The 19119-nt window shown below is 66.8% G+C and carries 17 protein-coding genes; 12 read left to right on the top strand and 5 right to left on the bottom strand.

Translation table 11 applies throughout. From position 1 onward, the window contains the following. The first annotated feature begins 13 nt into the window (after positions 1-13). From GMA12_RS16335 to GMA12_RS16325, 3 genes are all read left to right on the top strand, one after another. Positions 14-697: a DsbA family protein gene (locus tag GMA12_RS16335; RefSeq protein ID WP_162459974.1), complete on the top strand. Its 684-nt coding sequence runs from the start codon at positions 14-16 to the stop codon at positions 695-697. 118 nt (positions 698-815) lie between these two features. Then, a complete protein-coding gene (locus tag GMA12_RS16330) occupies positions 816-2711 on the top strand; it encodes a bifunctional copper resistance protein CopD/cytochrome c oxidase assembly protein (RefSeq protein WP_162459973.1) in 1896 nt (631 codons plus the stop codon). After that, the gene (locus GMA12_RS16325) at positions 2704-3351 is read left to right on the top strand and encodes a vitamin K epoxide reductase family protein (protein ID WP_156270565.1); all 648 of its coding nucleotides are present in this window, start codon (positions 2704-2706) and stop codon (positions 3349-3351) included. Before GMA12_RS16330 ends, GMA12_RS16325 begins: the two co-directional genes overlap by 8 nt. A 59-nt stretch (positions 3352-3410) precedes the next feature. Here the strand turns inward: GMA12_RS16325 and GMA12_RS16320 are convergent, their stop codons facing one another. Continuing rightward, positions 3411-3674, bottom strand: a complete 264-nt coding sequence (locus GMA12_RS16320) for an SHOCT domain-containing protein (protein ID WP_156270580.1) — start codon at positions 3672-3674, stop codon at positions 3411-3413. A gap of 143 nt (positions 3675-3817) precedes the next feature. On the opposite strand from GMA12_RS16320, the gene GMA12_RS16315 reads away from it, so the two are divergent. The 4 genes from GMA12_RS16315 to GMA12_RS19080 all read left to right on the top strand — a co-directional run bounded on the left by GMA12_RS16315 (position 3818) and on the right by GMA12_RS19080 (position 6363). Further along, positions 3818-4183 carry an ArsR/SmtB family transcription factor gene (locus tag GMA12_RS16315; protein ID WP_156270564.1) on the top strand — a complete coding sequence of 122 codons (366 nt, stop codon included), beginning with the start codon at positions 3818-3820 and terminating at the stop codon, positions 4181-4183. Continuing rightward, entirely contained in the window at positions 4180-4827 is a 648-nt protein-coding gene (locus GMA12_RS16310; protein WP_156270563.1) for a cation efflux transmembrane domain-containing protein, read from the top strand. The genes GMA12_RS16315 and GMA12_RS16310 overlap by 4 nt, the downstream gene beginning before the upstream one ends. Before the next feature lie 76 nt (positions 4828-4903). Further along, a complete protein-coding gene (locus GMA12_RS16305; protein WP_156270579.1) occupies positions 4904-5869 on the top strand; it encodes an arsenic resistance protein in 966 nt (321 codons plus the stop codon). 137 nt (positions 5870-6006) lie between these two features. Next, positions 6007-6363 carry an ester cyclase gene (locus tag GMA12_RS19080; RefSeq protein WP_206064722.1) on the top strand — a complete coding sequence of 119 codons (357 nt, stop codon included), beginning with the start codon at positions 6007-6009 and terminating at the stop codon, positions 6361-6363. Positions 6364-6757: 394 nt separating this feature from the next. On the opposite strand, the gene GMA12_RS16295 is transcribed toward GMA12_RS19080, so the two are convergent. Both GMA12_RS16295 and GMA12_RS16290 read right to left on the bottom strand, forming a co-directional pair. Further along, on the bottom strand, positions 6758-7831 hold the full coding sequence (locus GMA12_RS16295; protein ID WP_162459972.1) for an acyltransferase family protein: 1074 nt from the start codon (positions 7829-7831) through the stop codon (positions 6758-6760). 385 nt (positions 7832-8216) lie between these two features. Further along, entirely contained in the window at positions 8217-9176 is a 960-nt protein-coding gene (locus GMA12_RS16290) for a 5'-nucleotidase (protein WP_370831887.1), read from the bottom strand. Between the two features lie 328 nt (positions 9177-9504). Between GMA12_RS16290 and GMA12_RS19075 the strand changes: the two genes are divergently transcribed. Together GMA12_RS19075 and GMA12_RS16285 are read left to right on the top strand one after the other, a co-directional pair. Further along, complete coding sequence (locus GMA12_RS19075) at positions 9505-9897, top strand: TnpV protein (RefSeq protein ID WP_240898911.1); 393 nt, start codon at positions 9505-9507, stop codon at positions 9895-9897. Positions 9898-10004: 107 nt separating this feature from the next. Continuing rightward, entirely contained in the window at positions 10005-14990 is a 4986-nt protein-coding gene (locus tag GMA12_RS16285; RefSeq protein WP_370831884.1) for a helicase-like domain-containing protein, read from the top strand. Positions 14991-15429: 439 nt separating this feature from the next. On the opposite strand, the gene GMA12_RS16280 is transcribed toward GMA12_RS16285, so the two are convergent. Beyond that, positions 15430-15759, bottom strand: coding sequence for a hypothetical protein (locus GMA12_RS16280; RefSeq protein ID WP_156270559.1), 330 nt, complete (start codon positions 15757-15759; stop codon positions 15430-15432). 213 nt (positions 15760-15972) lie between these two features. Here GMA12_RS16280 and mobC point away from each other — a divergent pair, with 213 nt between their 5' ends. Genes mobC through GMA12_RS16265 form a run of 3 tightly spaced genes read left to right on the top strand, consistent with a single transcriptional unit; the run spans position 15973 to position 18646 of the window. Further along, on the top strand, positions 15973-16362 hold the full coding sequence (mobC, locus tag GMA12_RS19435) for a plasmid mobilization relaxosome protein MobC (protein WP_162459971.1): 390 nt from the start codon (positions 15973-15975) through the stop codon (positions 16360-16362). Further along, entirely contained in the window at positions 16359-17873 is a 1515-nt protein-coding gene (locus tag GMA12_RS16270; RefSeq protein ID WP_156270558.1) for a relaxase/mobilization nuclease domain-containing protein, read from the top strand. Before mobC ends, GMA12_RS16270 begins: the two co-directional genes overlap by 4 nt. A 2-nt stretch (positions 17874-17875) precedes the next feature. Next, positions 17876-18646 (top strand): hypothetical protein, encoded by a 771-nt coding sequence (locus tag GMA12_RS16265; RefSeq protein ID WP_156270557.1) that lies wholly within the window; start codon positions 17876-17878, stop codon positions 18644-18646. Positions 18647-18711: 65 nt separating this feature from the next. Here GMA12_RS16265 and GMA12_RS16260 read toward each other — a convergent pair whose 3' ends face one another. After that, positions 18712-19119 (bottom strand): DUF4913 domain-containing protein, encoded by a 408-nt coding sequence (locus GMA12_RS16260; protein WP_156270556.1) that lies wholly within the window; start codon positions 19117-19119, stop codon positions 18712-18714.

Raw genomic sequence — 19119 nt, 5'->3', positions numbered from 1 at the left:
ACGGAAACCCCTTGTGAGCACCACCGCCAGCACGCCCACCTCCCAGCGCAAACCCTCCAGGGCCAAGATCATCGTGTGGATCCTGCTGGTCGCCGTCGTGGCTGCCGTGGCCATTCCCATCCTGGTGGCCCGTGCCAGTTCCACCCCGGAAGTACCCGAGGACGCCGGGCAACTCGTGCGGGAGAACAGTCGGGTACTCTCGAAGGCCCCGAATGAGCAAGCGGTGCTGGTGGAGTTTTTGGACTACGAGTGTGAAGCCTGCCGGGCCGCCTACCCCTTCATCGAGGAGCTGCGGGACGAGTACGCCGACACCGTGACCTTCGTGCACCGGTATTTCCCGCTGCCGGGCCACCGCAACTCCGTCAACGCCGCGGTGGCCGTGGAGGCCGCCGCCCAGCAGGGACAATACGAGGCGATGTACCAGCGCATGTTCGAGACCCAGGCCGACTGGGGAGAGTCCGCCGAGGACCAGAGCGCGCTCTTCCGCGGCTTCGCCGAGGGCCTCGGCCTGGACATGGCCGCTTTCGACGCCGCGGTGGCCGACCCGGCCACCGAAGAGCGGGTCAAGCTCGATGTCGCTGACGGTGAAGCCCTGGGCGTGGCCGGGACCCCGACGTTCTACCTCGACGGAGAAGTGCTCAACCCCGAGACCCTGGAAGACTTCCGGGCTGCTGTCGAGACCGCAGCCACAGACTGACCCGATGGCCACTCCATCGCGCACCACGACCCCACCGCCCGTCTCGTCGACCCCGGCTCCGCCAGAGACGGGGCGGCGCCGGGGTGCCGTCCCCGCTGCTGTTATCGGCGTCGGACTGGTGAGCCTCGCGGTGCTGTGGCTCGCCCTGGGCTCCTCCGGGGCCACTAGGGCCCGGGACGTACTCGATCCCGGGATCCTGGTGCGCTGGGGGTTGCCGACGGCCACGACCGTGCACCATCTGGCCATGTCCATCACCTGGGCCGGGCTGGTCTTCGCCACCACCGTGGTGCCCCGGTCCATCCCGGCCACCGGCGCAGGCAGGCCCAGGGTTGAGCACCCGGCCTTCGCCCGGGCCATGACGGTGACCGCGGCCGCAGCCGCAGTGTGGACCCTGGCCGCGGTGGCGATCATCGTGCTCAGCTACGCCGACACCATCGGGACCCCCGTCTCGGGCTCGCCCGAATTCACCGGGCAACTGGGTTACTACGTGACGCGCCTGATTCCCGGTCAGGCGTGGGCGGTGACCGCGGTGATGGCCGCCCTCACCACTACCCTGGCGGTGCTCGCTCGCTCCCCGCAACTGGTGGCCGCCACCACCGTGGTGGCCCTGGCCGCCGTCGTGCCGTTGTCCCAGCTGGGGCACGTGGCCGGGGTCGATGACCACAACGGGGCCGTCAACGCCTTGGCCCTGCACCTGCTGGGGGCCGGGATCTGGACCGGCGGGATCATCGTGCTCGCCCTGCTCACCCCGCTGCTGACCACCCGGCACGCCGGTCAGCAGTCCACGCACCGTGTGCTGGTGCGTTTCTCGGCCCTGGCCGGGGCGGCCTTCGTCCTGGTGACCGTCTCGGGGGTCATCAATACCGTCTACCGGATCGGGGGATGGGACGGACTGGATTCTGGTTACGGGGCCCTGGTGATCGCCAAAACGATCGCCACCCTCGCCCTGGGGGTGCTCGGATACCTCAACCGCCGGGCCATCACCGCCAGGCCCCCGGCCCTGGGGCGGGTGTGGCGGTTGATCACCGTGGAGGCCTTGATTCTCTGCGCGGTGATGGCCCTGGGTGTCGCCCTGGGGCGCACCCCCACCCCGGTGCCCCGGGAACGGGAACCGGACATCACCGACGCCGAGATACTCACCGGCTACCTGCTGCCCCCACCACTGAGCGCCACCGAGTGGTTCACCCAGTGGCGGTTCGACTGGCTGTGGATCGCCGTGGCGATCCTCGCCGCAGTCCTCTACCTGGCCGGGGTGCGGCGCCTGCACCGGGCCGGGACGCCGTGGCCGGCCGCGCGCACGGTCGCGTTCCTGGCCGGGCTGGTGCTGCTGGTCTATGTCACCTGCGGGGCGATGGCCATCTACGCCCCGATCCTGTTCAGCATCCACACCACCGCCCACCTGCTGCTGGCCTTCCCGGTGCCGCTGCTGCTGATCGCCGGAGCCCCCGGCCGCCTGGCGGCAGCCCTGGTGCCGGCCCGCACCGACGGATCCACCGGGTGGCGCGAACTCACCACCCGGTGGCGCACCTCCCGGGCCGGGGTGTTGCTGGCCCGCCCGGTCCCGGCCGCGATCCTGGTCCTGGCCGGGCTCGGTGTCTCCTACTACACCCCCGTCTTCGCCCTGGCCCTGCACACCCACGTCGGCCACGAACTGATGAACACCACCGCCATAGCCCTAGGCCTGATCTTCGCCGCCACCGTGCTGAGCCCACCGCGCGACCGGGCCGCGGTGCACACCCGGGCGCTGACCCTGGTCGCGGTCCCCGGCGCCCTTGGGGCCTGGGCGGCGGCCATCGCCCTGTCCCCGATGATGGTCCAACCGGAGTGGTTCTCCGGGCTGGGAAGGGACTGGGGGCCCTCCCCGCTGGCGGATCAACAGTCCGCGGCCAGCTCCATCCTCCTGACCGGGGCCCTGCCCCTGCTGGCCGCGGCCCTGGCCGTTCTGGCCCGAGGACACCACCCCGCCACCCCCGACATCGACAACGGAATCGTCAAGGACACCCACCATGGCTAAATCCACCACGACCACCACCGGCCACCCCGATGCCGGCCCGGCAGCCGAGGCACACCTGCCCGGCTTCGCCCGCCACCGCCCCTTTGCGATCCTCGTGCTGGTCACCGGGGTGATCGGCTGGATCGCCTCCGCGATCCTGGTCCTCGAGCGCCTGGAGCTTTACCGGGACCCGAACCACGTCACCAGTTGCGACATCAACCCGTGGGTGTCCTGCGGGCAGGTCATGGGCACCTGGCAGTCGGAACTGTTCGGCTTCCCCAACCCGCTGATCGGGATCGTGGCCTTCGCCGTGGTCATCACCACCGCCATGGCGGCCCTCTCCGGGGCGCGGTTCGGGCGCTGGTACTGGGTCGGGTTGCAGGCCGGGGTCACCGCCGGGGCGGTGTTTGTTACCTGGCTGTGGTCCCAGGCGCTGTTCTCGATCTACATCCTCTGCCTGTACTGCATGATCGTCTGGGCGGCGATGATCCCGCTGACCATCCTGCTCACCGTGCGCAACCTGGTCCACGGCATCATCCCCGCCCCCGCGGGGCTGGTGCGCTTCGCCGCCGAGTGGGCCTGGACGCTGGTGGCCATCACCTACGTGGCCGTGGCCGCCTCGGTGTTCTTCCGCTTCTTCACCGCCTTCACCGGCCTCTGATACGTGCCCGGCCCCGGCGCCCCCATGCAAGGGGCACCGGGGTCGCGGTCTGTCCAGACTCAGCGCGTAGGGTTGTCCTCCCTCAACGTGTGCAGCCGTTCCCGGTACTCCTCGGTGGAAGTCTCCCCGCGGGCATAACGCTCCTGCAGAATCCCTCGGGCGTGGCGACCGTTACCACCGGACCCCAACCCGTTGAGGCGATCGATGATGACCGCGCCGTTGCGCATCAGCACGACCACCAGCACGCCGATCAACAGGATCCCCACGAGAAGCGACAGTGGCCACAGGCCCACACCCATGCCCATCGCGTTGCAGCAACCCATCACCGGACTCGCCTTCCTCGTTGGCGGACCGGCAACCTGAGACCTATGGCGCAGGGCGGCCGCCGGTTAAACCGTAGAACCGCGGCGACCAAAATTACATCGTCAATATACGATTCATCCCCTTGGGCAGATAACATCGGCCTATGACGAACAATAGTTGTGCGACCAACCTGAACCCTGCCGTGGCCTTGTTCCATTCCCTGTCCGATCCCACTCGCCTGACCATCGTGGCCCGTCTGGCCGAAGGCGAGGCACGGGTGCGGGATCTGGTGGAGGAGACCGGCATGGCCCAGTCCACCGTCTCGGCCCATGTGTCCTGCTTGCGTGAGTGCGGGCTGGTGGCCGGGCGCACCGAGGGCCGGCAGACCTTCTACGCCCTAACTCGCCCGGAGCTGATGGACCTGCTGGCCACTGCCGAGACTCTGCTGGCGGCCACCGGGTCGAAGGTCGTCCTGTGCCCCACCTACGGCACGATCCTTGCCGAAGATGCCACGGAGGAAGCCCGATGAGCACCCCCGCCGCCCTTTCACCCACGGAGACCGAAGCCCTCACTCGTCGCGGCCTGCGCCTGGCCCAGTTCACCGTCGGCTACAACGTCATTGAAGGCATCATCGCCGTCACCGCCGGCCTTATGGCCGGGCTGGTCTCGGTGGTCGGCTTTGGCATCGACTCCGGCATCGAGTCCATCGCCGCGGTGCTGGTTGCCCTACGCCTGTCCGCACGGTTACGCCACGGCGAGACCGACGAGCATAAGGAGAAAATCGCCCTGCGCCTGGTAGCCGTGACCTTCTTCATTCTCGCCGCCTACGTCACCTACGAAGGCATCCGCTCCTTGATCGAGGGCGAGGCCCCGGAGTCTTCCCCAGTAAGCATCATCATCCTGGTGATCTCGCTGATCATCATGCCGGTGCTGGCCGCCGCGAAGAAGAAAGTCGGCACTGCCCTAGGTGACAACCTCATCCTCGCTGATGCCGCCGAGACGAAGATCTGCGTGCTGCTGTCGGTTTCCACCCTGGCTGGGCTGATCGTCTACGCCCTGACCGGTGCGGCCTGGATGGATCCGGTGGCCGGGTTCGTCATTGCAGCTTTCGCCATCATGGAAGGCAGGGAGGCTTGGGAGGGCGAGCTCGTCGAGGAGGACGATGACGACTGATTGCCCCTTGCCGGGTCCGGCCGTGCGGGTGACGCTCTAGGGTGAACAGGTGAACGACTTAACGGCAGTGGACTGGATGGAGCGGCACCAGATCGCCCTCTATGTCGTGGCGATCGCCGCCGGTCTCGCGGCCGGGTGGTGGATCCCGGGGGCCCCCTCCCTGGAGGCGGCGATCAACCCGGTGCTGGGCTTGTTGCTGTTCGCCACGTTCCTGGCCGTGCCCTTCACCGCCATCGGCCGGGCCTTCGCCGATCTGCGGTTTTTGGGCGCGGTGATGGTGCTCAACTTCGTGATCGTCCCCGTCGTCGTCTTTGGCCTGTCCCGGTTCGTGGCCGGCAACGAGGCGCTGTTGCTGGGGGTGCTGCTGGTGCTGCTGGCCCCGTGTGTGGACTATGTGATCGTCTTCTCCGGTCTGGCCGGTGGAGCCAGCGACCGGCTGTTGGCCGCGGCGCCGTTGCTGATGCTCGCCCAGATGCTGCTGCTGCCGGTGTACCTGTGGGCTTTCGCCGGGGCGCAGACGGTCGCACTGGTGGAGCTGGCCCCGTTCGTGGAGGCCTTCGTGGTGCTCATCGTCATCCCGCTGACCGCGGCCGCGGCCGTGCAGTGGGCCGCCCCCCGGGCCGTTGCGGTCCGGGGGGTGGAAGGGCTGATGGCCGCGGGCATGGTGCCGCTGATGATGGCGACCCTGTTCACCGTCATCGCCTCCCAGGTGCGGGCGGTGGGGGAGCAGTTCGGGGCGCTGGTGGCGGTGGTGCCGCTCTACGTGGCGTTCTTGGTGGTGATGGTCCCCATCGGGATGCTCGCTGCTCGGGCCGCGCGGCTGGACGTGCGCTCCGCCCGGGCGCTGGTGTTCACCGGGGCCACCCGCAACTCCCTGGTCGTGCTGCCTCTGGCTCTGGCCCTGCCGGCCTCCCTGTCCTTGGCGCCGCTGGTGGTGGTGACCCAGACCCTGGTCGAGCTGATCGGCATGGTGATTTTCGTCCGCCTCATTCCCCGGGTATTGCCCGAACTCGACCCGTCCCCGGTGACTGCCGCCGCGTAACTCCGAGCCGTCGACGCCAGCATCTCGGGCACCTCCGTGAGGCGCCTTTGTAGGGTGGCGGCACACCTACCTTCCACCTGGCTGGAGGACACACCATGCCCGCCCCTAATGACCCCGCGCCGTCAACACATGACGACGTGATCACCCGCCTGGTTGAGGAGGTCCTGGTCGGCGGGAGCCTGGAGGCCCTGGATCAGCTCTACACCCCGGCCATGGCGCGGGTCGCCCGACGCTGGATCGCCCCATTCCGTGCCGCCTTCCCTGACACCCGCATGCAGATTGTGCAGCTGGTCAGCGACGGGAAAACCGTGGCAGCCCGGTTCCGCTGCTCCGGCACTCACCTTGGTGAGTGGCGCGGTCACGCGCCCACAGGACGGCGCTTCGAGAACATCGACGAGGTGTACTTCTTCACCTTCCGCAACGGTCTGATCGCCAAGGCCTGGGGCCTGGAAGACACCTTGGAACGCTTCCGCCAACTGGGCTTACGACCCTAGGCCGGCAGCGCACCCACCACCGGATCAAACCCCAAATCGTCCCGGCAGAACAACGTCACTCCACGCCCAACCACTCATGGACCCGCCTGGTCCCCAGAGTGGGTTCAGCCAACTTTGAGAGCAAGTCTCAGAAACACGTCCTGACACTGGCGCAGCAATTGAACGCTGATGCCTTCATCATCTGCTGCACCAGCGCGTGCAGTAGGGGATCCCCTCGAAGCGCCCCACATGCTGAGGCCACCCCACATCTTCCTCTTGCGGCGACGGGGCGGGTGGACGTCCTGCGCTATACAGATGTCCGGATATCGGCCAATGCCCGCGAGGCGATGTTGTGGCAAGGGTCCCCCGGGCCCAGGGGTGGGCGCACCACCAGGACGTGGGCGTCTTGGCCGGGTCAGTGCGGACGGAGGCCCGGCACGGCCCCGGCGTGGGGGTCCTCTGCGATGGGGGAGGGGACGCGCCGGTCGGGACGGTCGCGGGGATCCAGCCACGTCTTGGCCCGCAGGGCGGGCTTCTCCACAAGCCTCCAGGACAGCAGCGCCAGGGGCAGCGTCAGGAAGAGGACGAGCACGGAGTTGACGGCGATTCCCCACGACGCGGTGCCGAGCAGGACGAGGAGCTGCTGCACCGGGTACGCGTAGATGTAGACGCCGTAGGAGAGGTCCGTACGCGTGGTCCAGTTGCGGGACGGGGTGGCGCCGAGGCCGAGGAGCAGCACGGCAAGCGGCAGCTGCCCGTACAGGTCCGCCCAGCCCTGATCCGTCAGCACGGCGTAGACGACCCCCGCCCCCGCGACGTGCACCCAGGTGGGGCGCCAGGTGCCCGCCCAGGCCCAGACCGCCGCGCCCGCCAGGAAGTAGCCCACCAGCCGGGCGCCATTGAGGTAGAGGTTGGTTGTGACCTCCAGCGGTCCCTCGAGCAGGGGCCGAAGGACGAGCACGGCGAGGAACATCGCCGGGAGCACCCACCGGGCGTGCCGCGCCGCGACCGCGAGACTGAGGACGAGACCGATCAGGACGTAGGCGAGAGCCTCGTAGAACAGCGTCCAGAGCGAGCCATTCCACGAGTCCGGGGCCGGGACCGCGGTCAGGGTCCCATCGATGCCCCACTGCGACATCTTCAGGTCGGCGTTGCTCAGCACAAAGCCGGCGGCGGAGGCGAGGTCGAGTGGTTTGACCTCGAGTGCAGCCGCGAGTGGGGCGAAGACGGCGGCCACCACGAGCAGGCTCACGAGGAAGGCGGGGTAGATGCGCAGGAACCGTCGCCAGAGGTACGGCACGAGCCGGGTCCGCGTCCTGCTCTCGGCGATGAGGTAGCCGCTGAGGACGAAGAAGCCGTTGACGGCCACGTCGGAGAGCAGTTCGAGGCTGGGTCCGTCGGCGCCGGTCAGGGGCCAGGCGTGGCCGACGATGACCACGGATGCCAGGACCAGACGAATGGCGTTGAGACGGTTGTGGCGATCGCCCAAACGTTCTTGGAGAGTCGTGGCCACGGCAGCTGCCTTCCGGAGGTGACGGGCAGCGCGGCCGGTGCGGTCAGCTGCAGGATGTGGGTCGGTCCGCCGGGTGCAGGAACAGCAGTGACGCCGGGCCCCCACCCATCCGAACACGAGTTTAGCTATGCAAATACATGCTTGCGTGCTGTTCCGCACAAGTGGGGACGGAATCACCTCGGCGCACGGCCAGCATGAGGCCGTTTGGTTTACATATGGCGGGATATGGGCCATGAACTCATGGCGGTTTTTGCGTTAGCGGCGTCACGATGCGGGGTCCTTGCAAGATGCCGCCGTTCATTACTTGCTGTCGAAGCGAATCGCTCCATCTCCGGTTACCAGGCAGATGAGCAGGGCATGACTAACTCGTCGGGAGCTCTTCGAGTTCCATCCGCCCCACCTCGTTCACCACCCCGAATGGAACATGCACGCTTGGGATCTCATCGGCCGCGCCTTCAAGATGTCCCAGCTGATCATCAAAGAATATGTGGGGATTGAGCACGCGCAGCACTTTTGCCTTCTCGATGCCACCGAGGAAAAATGCGTCATTCACGCGAACACCCCATGACTGAAGGGTCTTCACTACGCGCTCGTGCGATGGAGCGTTGCGGGCTGTAACGATGGCAACGTGTACCCGGCGGTTGTAGTCCGGCTGGGCTTCAACAAGCGTCTCTTCGATGTCCTGAATTCGATTGATGCCGCGGAGGAACTCGGACAGTCTACCCTCGGGTAGGGGTTCTTCGAGGTGTTCTGTTTCATGTGCGTGGAAAGCCGGTAAGCCCTCGGCTTGCATGACACGCTCTGATGAGTCATCAGCGAGGACGCCGTCAAAGTCGAATGCGATTCTTAGGTCTGTGCCCTTCGGGTCAGCTGCGGGCAATCCCAGTACCTGACCAGCGGCAAATCCCATTCTTATTGCGGTGCGAACGTCTTGCTCGTTCTGGGACAAGAACAAGGACATGTTGAGAGCGCCCATGTACTTAAAGGGAGAGCGTCCCTGCGTGAAGATCGCGCGCGAAATGGGTAAGTCGTGATGGGCTACGGATCGCATAACACGAAGGCCCGTCTCCGGGTCGTTGCGCGAAAGTATAATAACTTCGACGAGTGGCGTTTTGTTTTGTGAGAGATTGTTAAGCGAAAGAAGGCGTTTGATAAACGGAAAAGCCACCCCTGTCTCTAGAGGATTCGCAATATGTTCCTCTTGATACTCGCGATATTTCGCTTCGCCGTGCTCTCTAAACACGGCGTCGGCATTCGACAAGTCAAAAAGTGCACTTGAGGCGACCCCTACGACGAGCATGGTTTCCAGATCGTATGCCACATTATTCCTTTGCCTTGGTGAAGATCCTTTGGTCCACGCTATCCGACGCCAACGCCAGTGTTGGGGAGTGGTTGCCCCTTGTGGTCGGGTCGGTTCCATGCTGGTCGTGCCAGTAGCTAGTGAGTTCTCCTGATGTTGACATATCAACATACTGCGAGCTAGCTTATGCGTGTTCGCGAGGAAGGCTCTGGTGTGGCTGGGTAGCGTGTGTGGAAGCTTCCCGATCGCACTCAGGAGACCCCCATGGCCCGAGCCCGCAAGAGGAAACAAGTCGAGGGGCAGTTGAGCATTGATGCCTTTCTCTTCCCGGAACCCGAGGAGGTTCGTGATGAATACGTACGGCAAGTTCGCTCAGGAAGTGTGGAGGACGACCGCGCCGGCGGAGTACGCCCTGATCCCGGATCCGGAGGCGTGGTTCGAGAGGCTGGGGGAGGAGGCGACCCAGCGGGTGGGCGAGCTGATGATGGAGCTGGCCGGCCCGGACCCGGTGGGGGAGACCTACTTGGAGAAGGTGGGGCGGTTGAACGCGTCGAAGATGCAGGCCGAGGAGATCGTGCGCGCCGAGATGCTGACCCCGGATCCGTCGGTGCAGCAGGAGCCGGAGGAGGACGACGAGGAGGAGACCGGGGTGGCTCAGATGCTGCGGGTCATGGAGCAGCTGAACCGGGAGGACCGGGAGTACTGGGACGAGGTGGCCCGGAAGGACGCCGAACAGGCGTAATCCCGGCTGCTTCTGAGGGTCCGGGGCGTTTCGTCCCCCGCGCCCAGGACGATCTGGCCCCCTCTGGGGCCCAGGCACGCTTCCGGGCCAACCTCGCCGCGCTGCGCGTGCTGCGCACCCTGCAGGGCGAAGAGCGGGCCGCAACCGATGCTGAGCGCGCCACGTTGGCCCGGTGGGGGTCCTGGGGTGCGACCGGGGTCGCGGAGATCTTCGACGAGTCCCGTGCTGAGTACGAGGCCGACCGGGCGGAGCTGCGCGAGCTGTTGGATGCGACCGAGTACGCGGCCGCGCGCCGGACGGTTATCAACGCTCACTACACCGATCCGGCGATCGCCAGCGAGGTTTGGGGCGCCCTCACGGACCTGGGGTTCCAGGGTGGGCGGGTGCTGGAGCCCGGCTCCGGTGCCGGTACTTTCATCGGGCTGGCCCCGGAGGGGGCGCAGATGACCGGGGTGGAGCTGGACCCGGTGACCGCGGCGATCTCCCAGGCCCTCTACCCGGAAGCCACCATCCGTACGGAGTCGTTCGCGGACACCCGGATGCCCGGTGGGGTCTTCGACGCGGCGGTGGGCAACGTTCCCTTCTCGCGGAACACGCTGCACGACCCGCGGCACAACGCGGCCGGGCATTCGATGCACAACCACTTCATCCTCAAATCCTTGGCTCTGACGCGGCCCGGTGGGCTGGTCGGGGTGCTCTCCAGCGCCTTCACCCTGGATGCGCAGAATCCCGCGGCGCGCCGGGAGATGGCGCAGAGCGCTGATCTGCTCGGAGCGGTCCGTCTGCCCACCGGCGCCCACCGGCGTGCCGCCGGCACGGACGCGCTGACCGACGTGCTGATCTTCCGCCGCCGTCTGCCCGAGGAGGAGCCGTTGGATCAGGGGTGGGTGGAGACCGCCCCGGTCGAACTGAATGGGGCGCAGGGGCGGATGAACGCATACTTCCTTGCCCACCCCGCCCGGGTGCTCGGTGAGCCGATGATCGGTAACGGGATGTACGGCTCTGCCACTCTGACCGTGCGCGCGGAGGACCTGACAGCCACGGGGGCCCGGCTGCGCGAGCAGCTGGCGGAGATCACGGAGCAGGCTGTGTCGGCTGGGCGTGGAATGGCCGAGCGTAGTGGCGAGCAGGAGCTCGAGGTCGCTGCCTTGATCCCGGCGGGGGAGCAGGAGCAGATCGGGCACATCACCGATCGCGGTGCGGAAGGCTTCACCCAGGTCACGATCGAGAAGGTGCACGCGCCGCTGAAGGTGGCACGTACCCGGCACGGGGAGCTGCGGGCCTTGCTGGGCCTGCGGGACGAAGCCCGTGCCGTACTGACCATGGAGGCCGCCAACGTCGAGGACACCCCGGAGCTGGACGCTTTGAGGGCTCAACTGGCGGCCAGCTACCGGGCCTATGCGGATCGCTTCGGGCCGATCAACCGGTTCACCGAACGCCGCACCGGGCGCACCAATGAGGCCGGTGAGGAGATCCTGGCCCGCATCACCCCACCGGCGGTGGCTCTGCTGGGGGATGATCCGTTCGGGCCGCTCGTGCTGGCCCTGGAGCACTTCGACGAGGGCACCGGCACTGCGGCTCCGGCTGGTCTGCTGTCGCAGCGGCAGGTGCAGCCGCGCCGGCCCGTGCTCGGGGTGGACACCGCTGATGAGGCCCTGGCCGTCGCCCTGGACACGGTCGGCGCCGTGGACCTGGCCCATGTCGCGGCCCTGCTGGGCACCGATGAGGCCGGGGCGCGGGAGTCCCTGGGAGGACTGGTCTATGAGGTGCCCGGGGAGGAGGGGGTCTTCGAGACCCGTGCGGAGTACCTGTCCGGGGACGTGCGCGAGAAGCTGGACACGGCCCGCGCCGCGGCAGCCGCCGATGAGCGGTTCCACGCCAACGTTGCAGCCCTGGAGGCTGTGCTGCCGGCCCCGCTGGGAGCCGATGAGATCGAGGCCCGGATCGGGGCGGTGTGGGTGTCCCCTCGGATCCACGAGCAGTTCCTGCGCCACATCATCAAGGACCCCTCCGCCCGGGTGGACCGGATCAGTGGTGCGAACTGGGACGTGAAGGCCAGCCGCCATGTCTTCGCTGCCCGCAACGACTGGGGCACCGAGCGGATGGCCGCCGGGGACATCTTCAAGAACCTGGCCGAGCAGCGCCGGGTGCAGGTCACCGACCCGGACCCGACTGACCCCGAGGGTAATCGCCGGGTGGTGAACGCCACCGAGACCACCGCCGCCCAGGAGAAGGCGGCGCTGATGCAGGAGCGGTTCAGTGAGTGGGTGTGGGAGGACCCGGCGCGGGCGGCGGGGCTGGTGGATGAGTACAACCGGCGGTTCAACTCCATTGTGCTGCGTGACTACACCGTGGAGGGGGAGCGGTTGAGCTTCCCGGGGCTGGTCAAGGACTTCACCCCGCGGCCCCACCAGCGGGCGGCGGTGGCGCGGATGCTCTCGGAGCCCTCGGTGGGGCTGTTCCACGAGGTGGGGGCGGGCAAGACCGCCGAGATGGTGATGGGTGCGATGGAGCTGCGCCGGCTGGGGATGGCCCGTAAACCGGTCGTGGTGGTGCCCAACCACATGCTCGAGCAGTTCACCCGGGAGTGGCTGCAGCTCTACCCCCAGGCGCAGATCCTCGCCGCCTCCTCGGCTGATCTGAAAGGCGAGAAGCGGCGGGTGTTCGTCGCCCGCGCAGCAGCTAGTGACTGGGACGGGATCATCATGACCCGCACCGCGTTTGAGCGCATCGAGCTGTCCCCTGAGTCGAAAAACGCCTACAACCTCTCTGAAATCGGTCGTCAGCGAGCCGAGCTGGAAGCCGCCAATGAACGGGCAGCCGCCAGCGGGGCGGACACCATGTCGATCAAGCGCATGGAAGCCCGGTTGCAGGCGAAAGAAGAGAAGCTGAAGGAGAAGATGGATCGGGTCACCGATCCGGGGATCACCTTCGAGCAGACCGGCATCGACTACCTCGTGGTGGACGAGCTCCACGACTTCAAGAACCTCTCCACGCCGTCGAACATCCAAGACGCGGCCATTGATCCGGGGTCTGGCAGGGCCACTGACCTGCATATGAAGGTCGAGTACCTGCGGGCCAAGCACGGAGACCGTGTGATGACCGGGGCGACCGCGACCCCGATCGCCAACTCGGTCACCGAGATGTACGTGATGCAGCGCTACCTGGGCCCGGAGCTGTTGGAGCGGGCCGGGATCCACGACTTCGACTCGTGGGCGGCGACCTTCGGTCAGGTGGTGACCGAGATGGAACTGTCGGTGGCCGGCGGGGACAACTTCAAGCTCAAGGAGCGGTTCGCGAAGTTCCAGAACGTGCCCGAGCTGCTGAAGATGTTCCACACCTTCGCCGACGTGAAAACCGCCGAAGACCTGCAACTGCCCACCCCGGAATTGGTGCAGAGAGACGACGGGGCGCGCCTGCCACGCATGGTCCCGGTGGAAGCATCGGCTGAGCTGCAGGACTACATCGAGGACATTGGGCGCCGCGCTGAGGCCATCCAGGCGCGGCTGGTGGATCGGCACGAGGACAACATGCTCAAGGTCAGCTCCGACGGCCGCAAAGCGGCCCTGGACATGCGCCTGGTGGATCCCGAGCTGGGATCGGTTGTCTCGGAGAACAAGGTCAGTGTGACCGCGGATCTGATTGCCCGGGTGCACCAAGAGCATCAGGACGACGTGTTCTTGGATCCGGCCAGCGGCGAGGAGCATCCGACCCGGGGTGCGTTGCAGATCGTGTTCTGCGACCAAAGCACCCCGTCGACGGAGAAGTGGAACGTCTACGACGAGCTGAAGGATCAGCTGGTGCAGCGGGGCATTCCGGCGGAGAAGATCCGGTTCATGCATGAGGCGAAGAACGATGCCGAGAAGGGGCGGCTGTTCTCCGCTGCCCGCTCGGGTGACATCGCCGTGCTGATGGGCTCGACTCAGAAGATGGGGGTGGGTACCAACATCCAGGCGCGGGCGGTGCACCTGGTGGACATGGACGCCCCGTGGCGTCCGGCGGACATCGCCCAGCGGCACGGGCGCATCATCCGGCAGGGTAATCAGAACCCGGAGGTCGCGATCTCGCAGGTAGTCACGAAGGGGTCGTTCGACACCTTTATGTGGCAGACGCTGGAGCGGAAGTCGAAGTTCATCGACCAGATCATGCGCGGCCGGTTGGACGTGCGGGAGATCGAGGACGTCGGGGACAACACGTTGTCCTTCGCGGAGGTCAAAGCCATTTCCAGTGGTAATCCGCTGATCCTGGAGAAGTCGAAAGCCGACCAGGAGCTCGCGCGGTTGGAGCGGCTGAACCGGGCCTGGCACCGCAACCAGTCCTCGTTGGTGTTCCGCAAGGACGCGGCTCTCTCGCGTGCGGAGGCACTGGAGCGCGAGCTGCCGGTGCTGCGGGCGGCCGCGCAGCGCACCACCGATGAGTTGGGCGGGGAGAAGTTCCGCATGACCATCGACGGAGCCACCGTGGAGAAGCGCACCGAGGCCGCTGAGGCGTGGCAACGGTGGGCCGGGGTGCATGCGACCGCGCGGCCGCCCCGTGCTGGGGAGGTCGACCTGGGGGTCGCGGCACGGATTGGTGGCCACGACATTCGGGTGGTGCAGCGGTCTGGGAACCTGGCTGATCTGAGTGCATCCCCGGTGGAGTTGCGCATTGATGATGCCCCCGGGGTGGCGGTGGAAGTCACCCGGGCGACATCGTTGAATCCGAGTGTGGGCATGATCCAACGGTTGGAGAACCAGGTGCTGAAGCTGCCCGAGGAAGTGACCAAAAGGGAGACCCGGTTGGCGGCCGCGCACCAGGAAGTTGCCGACGCCCGGGCCGCACTGGACGTCCCCTTCAAGCACCAGGAGGCCCTGGATGCGGCCCGGTGGGAGGTGGAACGCATCGACCGTGCGATGCGCGGAGAGGAGACACCGCAACCGACTTTGGACCCGGAGTTGGAGGCGTTGAAGAAGCGGATGCGGATCAACTTCCCCGGAGCTCCCACAGCCGGTCGTGGCACTCCCGGCAGTGGAACCTCCACGGCAAGCCGATCACCGGAGACAGCTCGTACGTCTTATGACCAGCGCCCCACGGAGGAGGGCCTGGGGCTGTAGCTGCTGCCCCGCTGGTCTTACGACGACGAACGGTGCCCGCTCCCCGATGGGGAACGGGCACCGTTTCTTGCGCGGTGACTACAGGGCCAGGAAGCCGTCCACAGTCGGCGGTTACGGATCTGGAACGGTCGTGCGAGAGGTGACCAGCCGGCTGTGGTCGGGTGGTCGGTTGGGGTCCCTGTGTCCATCATGGGTGCGGGAAAAGCCGCGGAGCGATGGAGCTTTTGCCGTGCACATGTGGTCACGGGGTCAGGAACTCAGCCACGGTAATCCATGTTGCGGTCTGCACGACTTTGGCGTGCTTCACGCCAAAGCATGAGCAACGCCACTACCAAAAGAAGGCCAGTCAGCCATCCGATGACTGAACCCTGGACTACTAGGACGATGGAGACAACGAGCAGCACTACGTAGCTTGCGGCAAGGATCCAGCCGCCGGTCTTCACTGCTCCGACTCGGTGCCGCCACCGTTCTGCGCGGATGAGTTGGACGCGTCTGGGGTGGACTGCACGGTCTTCCGTCGACGCTGCACGCGCTGCATCTTCTCGGGTGCGGAGAGTCCGATTTTGCGCAGCTCGTCCTCGGTCCACCCGCCGTTGTTGACGGCGGCCTGAAAGGCTTGGGTGTCGTATTTCTCCGCTTCCTTGAGGGCTTCGCGGGCCTCGTCGAGGGCGCCGCGTGCGGTGATCGCTCGGCGGACGTAGTCCATCCGGTCGTTGAGCAGCCGCTGGGCGGCTTCCTCTGCCTGCTGGGGGTCAGTGAGCTTAGCCATGTGCCCACCTTAACGGACGCACACCATGCGTTCCACAGACCACGGTCACTCCGCCGGCGCTACGCACCCGTGGTGCCCCGGCGGAGCAAAGCTATCTTTTATGTGCCATAAAGGGCACCGCTGCTGGTCTCGCGGCCTTTGCGGTGGCACACTGGTCGTGTGGGGCCCACAAAGTGGGGGCGCTGCGCTAGGCCGGCAAGGAGAGGAGGTGCTGTGGTGGAGCAGGAGAATCCGCGTCGGGTGTGGACGTCGCGTCGCAAGCGGATCGAGGGCAAGACCCAGTACGTCCGGGTGTCCATGTCGGAGTCGGAGCGTGCTCAGTTGATGGTGCTGGAGCAGCAGACCGGACTGTCGCCCTCGGCGCTGATGGTCGAGGCGGTGTTCGGGTCAGCGGATCCGGTGGCAGTGCAGTTGCGGCGGAATCAGCTGGCCGAGCTGATCCAGATGCGGCACCTGATGGCCACGATCGCCAACAACGTCAATCAGATCGCCCGGCACGCCAACAGCACCGGTGAGGTGCTCCCGGAAACGGTCGAGACCTTGCAGGAAGCTCGCCGCTTTGGGGCGGACGTGCTGGCCAAGATCGAAGAGTTGATCCCGTGATCCCGAACATCACCAAGGGTGACAAGCCGGTCGGGCTGATGAAGTACCTCGTGGGTCCGGGGAGGGCCAACGAGCACACGGACCCGCACCTGGTGGGCGGCTCCCCGCTCATCATGGCGTGGTACGACGACGTGCAGCTCAACGAGGAAGCCGCGGTGTCCATTGCCCGCGAGATCGACCTGAACCGGCGGTCCTTTGGGGTGGACGCTGACGCCAAGCACATCTGGCACTGCTCGCTGTCGATCCCGTACCAGGACCGTGAAGTCACCGACCAGGAATGGGCCGACATCGCCCAGCGATTCATGGACGAGATGGACTTTACCGACGCCGGGGCCAAGGCCCCGTGCCAGTGGGTTGCTGTACACCATGGGCGCTCCACCAAGGGCAACGACCACATCCACATCATGGCCTCCACCATTCGTGGGGACGGCACCAAATGGAACTGGGGTAATGACTTCACTCGTGCGCAGAAAGCTGCGCGTGGGATTGAGAAGGACTTCAACCTCTTCCAGCTCGGCAACCATTCCGAACGGTGGCTGCAGGAGGGCGAGGTGCGGCGGGACAGCACCCGGGAGCCGACCCGGTTCGCGTTGGAGCGCACCGTGCGCGCGTGCGCGGTGGCTGCTGACACCGAGGCGCAGTTTGTGCGGCGGATGCGCCGGGCGAACCTACTCGTGCACCCGCGCTTCGCCGCCGGCACCGACTCGGTGGTGACCGGGTACTCCGTGGCGGAGCGCCCGCCGAAGGGGATGCGGCCGCTGTGGTTCGGTGGCGGCAAGCTCGCCCAGGACCTCACACTGCCGTCTCTGCGGACCCGCTGGCCGGACGAACCCACGGTGGCGCAGGAGGCGTCGGAGGAGTGGATGGCGGCCAAGCGGCACCGCCGCATCGTTCACCCCGACGCCCCCGGTGCGGTTCTGGACGAGGTGACCGCTAGGCGGTTGGCGGATGAACTGAGAGAGGTTCGCCGGCGTCTGGTCAAGCTCGCTCCGGACGACCATCAGGCGTGGGCTCACGCGGCTCGTGAAGCTTCCGGGGTGTTCGCGGCGTGGTCGCACGCGACCGAGGACGGGCAAGGACCCCTGGGGCGCACTGCGAGGACGCTGGCACGCTCGGCGCACCGGTCGGGGCTGAAGATCACCACCCCGTTGGAAGCCCCACTGCGTACCAGTGGCACCACGGCGTTTCTGCTGGCGGTCACGAAAGCGCCCTCCCCGATGGCCCAGGCATTGATCATGAACCAGATGCTGCGGATGACCCGAGCGTTCCAGGACATGCATCAGGCCAACAAAGAACTGCGCGAGACTCAGTTGATCGTGGACACCTTCCGGCAGCACCTCTCGGTGGTGGCAGAGCCGCTACCGGAAGTCGAGCCTTCTTCTCCTAAGCGCAGTGCCGCCCACGCCGGACCCGCCCGTGCCCGTGGTGCGCTGCGCGAGACCCAGGGGCCCACGGTTGAGCACCCTTACGTAGATCGCACCTCCCGCACGGACCACGGAATGGAGCTGTAGAGATGAGCACACAACCCGATGGCGTGAACGATCTGATCGGCCGTGACCTTCAGGCAGCGATGGCCGTCGCCGGGCGCTGGGGCGAGATGATGGCCCGTCAGCGCGCCGAGCAAGTGCGCCAACGCCTGATGGAGCAGCAGCAGCGGCGACGGGAGCTGGAAGACCGGTTCGAAGCCGAACGAGCGGTGATGCGCACCGAGCTCGCCCCGGTGGACCAGGACCGTTTCTGGGAGTCCGCCAAGCCGGAGGACATCGCTGCCCACTACGGGCTGGCCCGGCAGTGGGAGCAGCACGACGAGGTCGCCCGCACCGCGCGAGGACGGATCGAGTCGGAGGTAAAGGACCGCTACGGGCTGGCTGTGGAGGACTACCTGGAAGAGCGCGTCCCGCTGCAACAGCGCACTGAGACCGTCGAGCAGGGGACCGCGGCCCGCGAAGCCGTGGACGCCCAACGTGACCACGCTGAGGCCCTCCTCAACGCCGCAGAGGCCAGCCGGGGGGATCTGCAAAACGACGCCGACACCCGCCACTCGGCTGCCGAAGCCGAGGAACTCTGGGACTCCGGAGACCGGCGGGCGAGCCTGGCCAAGAAGCTCATGGCTGCCTTTGGTGACACCGAGGAGGGCCGAGATGGGGTACGGGCACGTCTGGCCGCTGACCGGGACCAGGGCACGCCTCCCATCGAGGCCGTGCGCTCCACCAAGCGTGGTCCCAAGGCCCGCAAGAACACCGGGCGCCCAGCAGGACGAGAAAGAGGCTTGGAACTCGGCTGATGCCATGAGGGCAACAGCGAGAGGGGCGCAACCCGTCACGGGTTGCGCCCCTGTCGCTGTGAGGTTCAGTCGAACAGGCCCTCTGGAGGTGGCTCCAAAGTCAGTGGAACTCCCTTGGGGCGGTGCTCCCTGGGAGTGCAGCCGTGGAAAGGACCCTTCTCCTCAAAGAGGACCCGCATGGTCGGGTCGGCGTAGTTCTGCCACCACACCGCCAGCCCTGTAGTGGGATCCAAGCGCAGGTTTTCCCACGCCCTCCACAGCCCCGCCAGACGGCTCACCGCTTCATCATGCCGCCACCACTGGGCACACCAGGTGAACGTGTTCGAGCGACCGGCTGGGTCCAGCTGACGCCGGTACATCGGCGCCAACATCTCGGTGACGAACTCCACCACGTTCGCGTAGACCAGCTCCGCAGGAGGCTGCCCTTCCACGTCCTCGTTGCCCTCACTGGACGATTTTTCTTCCCAGTCCAT

Origin of the sequence: Kocuria sediminis (assembly GCF_009735315.1) — a bacterium.
In the GTDB taxonomy this organism is placed as follows: Bacteria; Actinomycetota; Actinomycetes; order Actinomycetales; family Micrococcaceae; genus Kocuria; species Kocuria turfanensis.
Note: the sequence above shows the minus strand (reverse complement) of the source record. Positions and strands in the feature narration are given on the sequence as shown.

Coding starts and splice junctions, on each gene's coding strand:
- GMA12_RS16260 (WP_156270556.1), bottom strand. CDS start 19,119: ATGGACTGGGAAGAAAAATCGTCCAGTGAGGGCAACGAGGACGTGGAA.
- GMA12_RS16320 (WP_156270580.1), bottom strand. CDS start 3,674: ATGGGTTGCTGCAACGCGATGGGCATGGGTGTGGGCCTGTGGCCACTG.
- GMA12_RS19075 (WP_240898911.1), top strand. CDS start 9,505: ATGAATACGTACGGCAAGTTCGCTCAGGAAGTGTGGAGGACGACCGCG.
- GMA12_RS16325 (WP_156270565.1), top strand. CDS start 2,704: ATGGCTAAATCCACCACGACCACCACCGGCCACCCCGATGCCGGCCCG.
- GMA12_RS16315 (WP_156270564.1), top strand. CDS start 3,818: ATGACGAACAATAGTTGTGCGACCAACCTGAACCCTGCCGTGGCCTTG.
- GMA12_RS16310 (WP_156270563.1), top strand. CDS start 4,180: ATGAGCACCCCCGCCGCCCTTTCACCCACGGAGACCGAAGCCCTCACT.
- GMA12_RS16280 (WP_156270559.1), bottom strand. CDS start 15,759: ATGGCTAAGCTCACTGACCCCCAGCAGGCAGAGGAAGCCGCCCAGCGG.
- GMA12_RS16265 (WP_156270557.1), top strand. CDS start 17,876: ATGAGCACACAACCCGATGGCGTGAACGATCTGATCGGCCGTGACCTT.
- GMA12_RS16305 (WP_156270579.1), top strand. CDS start 4,904: ATGGAGCGGCACCAGATCGCCCTCTATGTCGTGGCGATCGCCGCCGGT.